This is a genomic window from uncultured Methanobrevibacter sp., from assembly GCF_905235195.1.
Lineage (GTDB): Archaea > Methanobacteriota > Methanobacteria > Methanobacteriales > Methanobacteriaceae > Methanarmilla.
In genome coordinates, this window is the sequence record NZ_CAJOKH010000093.1 from 1 (window position 1) to 4,866 (window position 4,866).

Here is a 4,866-nt window from a genome sequence, read left to right on the forward strand (position 1 = left end):
AATTAATAATTAATATTATATTATTTATTAATTATTTAAAAAATTAATCCAAAAATTAATTAACCAGAAATTAATGACAAAAATATTTAATTGAATTTAAAATATTTAAAATAATACAATTTTAATAAGAACATTTTTTTATCCTTAATCATATAAATAAAAGCATATATTGTGTTTTTTGTAAAATTCTCCTAATTAAAACAAACAATAAATTAATTATAAATAATAATGCAATATTTTGATTTTTATTGCAAGATATTTATATAAACAGTATTTATTAATAATTTTTATATAAAAAATGAAAGAGTCAGAAAATAAAGAAAATACAAATGAAGAGCCTTTGATTGATAAGGATACAAACCAAGAAAAAATAGATGATATTGATACTAAAAAAGATGAAGAAAAACCAGTTGATCAATTGGAAGTCGGAAAGCAAGAAGAAGAATCTGAAGAAGATTCTAATAAACTTTTGCAAGATAAACTTTTATCAAAAAAATATTCCAAAGACGATGCACCAGAAGTAAAAGAAGATGAAGGAATTACATGTCCTGCAGCTGAAAGATATACCTATGACCCATATTTAGAATCAAATATCTTTAATAGATTTATCTTTTATTGGGCTTTCTCAATTTTAAGAATGGCAAAAAAATATAGATTGAAGGTAACAGATTTAGGTACCCCTGCTCCTAGTAATAATGCTAGAATTTTTTCAAAAAATTTGCATCGAATATGGGATGATCTTGGCTATAAAAATTATCAAAATTATGCATTATTTAGAACCGTCGTTAGATCTAATGCTTGTCCTTTAGCTTTGGTAATGCTTTTAAGTGGTATGCAGGCTGGTTTAGATTATTTTTCTGTTATTATAACTAAGCAATTTATAGATTATTTTAATACAACTGATACGAAAAATGATTCCTCTTTTACAATAGATGCTCCCCTCTGGGTTTTAGGTTGTATGTTCTTGGGGACTCAAATTATTATTGCCTTTTTAGGCCTGCACACCCAAATGATACAAAGCAATTTTGGTAACAGAGCCGGTTATGAATTAAATACCTTTATATATAATAAAATATTAAATTATGCACCTTCTGGATTTACTCAAAGAGCTAATCATGGAGAGATTATTAATTTTGTTCAAATTGATTCAATGCGTTTATCATTTTTAGTTGCAATTGCACCAAATGCTTTTGTTGCTCCACTTATGATTATTGCTTATATCTATTTATTATTTGATTTCTTTGGTCTAACTTTTCTTTCCGGTTTAACCATTCTTTTAACTTTTATGGTTATGAATTATTTTATTGCTAAAGCTTTCAGAAGAAGGCAAAAAAGAATGATGGGAAAAAAAGATATATGTATGAAAGTAACAACTGAAACTTTAGAAAATATAAAAATATTAAAATTATATAATTGGGAAAATGAATTTAAAAGAAAAATTTTAGAATCAAGAAGTGTAGAAATGGATTATACTGCAAAAAGATATGTTATGACTAATTTAAACCAAGCTGTTAATTGGCTTTGCCCTACTTTAGTTTCAATTGTGACTATAGGTGTCTATCAACTATTTCATGATACTTTTAATATTAGTACTATGTTAATAGGCTTGTCCATATTTAGCAAACTTCAAAATCCAGTGAGAATGTTACCTGGTGTAATTAACAATATTTTGGAAACAACTGTCTCACTGAAAAGAATTGAAGACTTCTTAAAACAACCAGATATAAATAGAAGCGTAATTCATAAAGGACCTTATGATGAAAGCGGAGAATATGCAATTAAAATTAGTGGAGGAAACTTTTCATGGGGTGTAAAACAAAAAAAAAAACAATCAAGATGGTTTGTTCCAGGCAAAAAAGGTAAAAAAGGTCCACCTGGTGGCGGTCCCTTTGGAGGATTTCCTGGATCATCAGAAGGAGGAGAAGGATTTCCCCCAAGACCAGGGTTCAAGCCTAAGGGAAAAGAAGGTGGAGACATAAAAAATGAAATAATCACAAATTCAGATAGTCAAAGATCTACTGTAAGAATGGGAGACCCAAATGAAAAAGACCCAGAAAAAATAGACCCAAATAATCAAGGAAATGAAGAAGGAAAAGAAATAGAAAGAGACGGATGCAAAATACAAGTGCCTATTCCTAAAGGAGTTGACTACGATTTAACCTTAAAAAATATCAATTTAGAAGTAAAGCCTGGAGAATTAGTTGCAATTGTGGGTGAAGTAGGCTGCGGTAAATCTTCTTTATTACAAGCTCTAATCAATGAGTTAATATTATTAAATCCAAAAGAATGTGATGGAGTTCATATTAACGGTAAAGTTGGGTATGCTGCTCAAATACCTTGGATTCAAAATGATACAATTCGTAATAATATACTATTCTCTAAACCCTTCGATGAAGAAAAATATAATAATGTCTTAAAATTATGCCAATTAAACGAAGATTTGGAAACATTTGAAGGAAAGGATTTAACTGAAATAGGAGAAAAAGGAGTTAATTTATCTGGAGGGCAAAAAGTAAGAGTTTCCTTAGCTCGTATGATATACAATGAGCCAGATATATATTTATTCGATGATCCAATATCAGCTCTTGATGCAAATGTAGGTAAAAAAATAATGAAATATTGTATAGTAAATCATCTCAAAGGAAAAACAGTAGTTGTAACTCATGCTTTGAGCTATTTAAAATATATGGATAGAATAATTTATATGAAATCTGGTAGAATTGAATGGACTGGAACATATCAAGAAGTCCAAGAACAACCATTTTATTCTGAATTGGCTAAAACTATTGGATTTTCAAAAGCAAAAAGTGGAGACGTAAATGAATCCTCATTAGATAACAAAGATGATAAAATAATTAAAAAAAAAGAAGATGAAAAAATTGTTAAATTAGTCACAGAAGAAGAACAAAGTAGAGGAGGAATAAAATATACAGTTTATTTGGACTATTTTAGATATATGGGAGGTATTTGTTATATTATAACTGTTGTAATTATAATGGGCTTATGGCAAGCAAATAAGGGAGGCAGTGATTTATGGTTAGCTTACTGGTCTCAAGAAAAAAATCAGAATAAAAGTAAAGAGGAGCCAAAATATAAATGGATTTTCTTTAGTATATTTTCAGGCTTAGGTCTTTTATCTGTTTTCTTTATGTTCTTAAGAATTATTATGCTAACTAGGGGTGTTATAAGATTAGGAAGGACAGTTCATAGAGATATGGTGGAAAGGCTTATCAAAGCTCCAATAAATCTTTTCCATGAAACTGTCCCTAGAGGTCAAATATATAACAGGTTATCAAAAGATTTAGATCATATGAATTTCAGTATGTGGTCTTTAGGTGATTTATTGACTTCTTTACTCAGTGTTATAGGTTCTTTTGTTTTATGTGGTATTTATGACAAATATTCTTTATTATATATGCCTGTAGTATTTATTGTAGGATATTATGTTACTAAATTTTTCCTTAGTGGTTCGAGACCTTTAACAAGAATTGCATCTATTTCACGTTCTCCAATATTAAATGTTATAAGTGAAACTTTACCAGGGAATCCTACCATAAGAGCTTTTGAAGAAGAAAATTTTTATAAAGAAAAATATTTTGATAAAATTAATAATTCATTGAATATTAATTTAATAACAAGAGGTGCAAATATTTGGTTCCAAGAACAATTTAAATTTGTTTCTATAATATATTTGACTTATTTAGTCCTAAGAACTATATTGAATGAAGAAAATGTCACTGCTCAAAGTTGCTCAATAGTATTTACTTATAGTGTATTATTACAAGAGTATTTAGGTAGTATTTTTAACAGATGTGCATTTTTGGAAAACGATATGGTATCCATGGAAAGATGCTGCAAATATATGCATATAGTCCAAGAAGAGCCTAGTTATATTCCAGAAGTTGATGATAAATTAAGAGAAGAGCATTGGCCACAAAATGGTGAAATAGAATTTAAAGATTTTAGTGTAAGATATCGTCCTGGAACGGAAATTGTCCTAAAAAAAATAAATTTCCATATACAACCAGGTGAAAAAGTGGGTATTTGTGGTAGAACCGGGAGTGGAAAAAGTACTATTTGTTTATGCTTGTTTAGAATTTTAGAAGCAACAGAAGGACAAATATTTATTGATAATACAGATATATCTACGATTGGTCTAGATCTATTGAGAAGTAATCTTACTATTATACCACAAGATCCTTGTTTGATGGAAGGTACTTTAAAATATAATATTGATCCATTTAATCAATCTAAAAATGAGGAAATAATTCAAATATTAAAAGATATTGGATTCGATTATACTGAGCCTGATGATAAAATAATGGATAAAATGATAGAAGCTGGAGGTTCTAATTTATCCGTTGGTCAAAAGCAATTAGTTTGTATAGCTAGAGCCTTGCTTAGAAAAAGTAAAATTGTTGTTATGGATGAAGCTACTGCTAATATTGATATGAATACTGAACAAATAATACAAAAAGCTTTAAATTTAGTCCTTGAAAATTCCACTGTAATCACTGTAGCTCATAGAATTAAAACTATTATTAACTATGATAAAATTCTTGTTTTAGATGCAGGAGAAGTCAAGGAATTTGACTCTCCTTCAAATTTAATAAAAGATGAAAATTCTTTATTCCATGAATTATATACTAAATCAACCTTGTAAAGGAATAAAGGAATAAATCATAAAATTTATATATTCTTAGATTAAGGTATTATATTAATAATAACTAAAAATAATAAATTAAAAAAATAATTATTCAATAATTATTTTTAATTATTTTAATTAATTAATAAGGTAAAAATTAATAATTATTTTTTAATTTTTTTTTTATTTGTTTAAAATATTTATTAATTTAAATAATAAAC

1 protein-coding gene is annotated in these 4,866 nt (G+C 27.5%); it reads left to right on the top strand.

What is annotated here, in order from left to right:
• Nucleotides 1–298: 298 nt before the first annotated feature.
• Entirely contained in the window at nucleotides 299–4,663 is a 4,365-nt protein-coding gene (locus QZ146_RS08585) for an ATP-binding cassette domain-containing protein (protein ID WP_295723641.1), read from the top strand.
• Nucleotides 4,664–4,866 lie beyond the last annotated feature (203 nt).

Bases quoted from the DNA above. Each gene is read 5' to 3' on its own strand.
- QZ146_RS08585 (WP_295723641.1), top strand. From the start codon at position 299: ATGAAAGAGTCAGAAAATAAAGAAAATACAAATGAAGAGCCTTTGATT.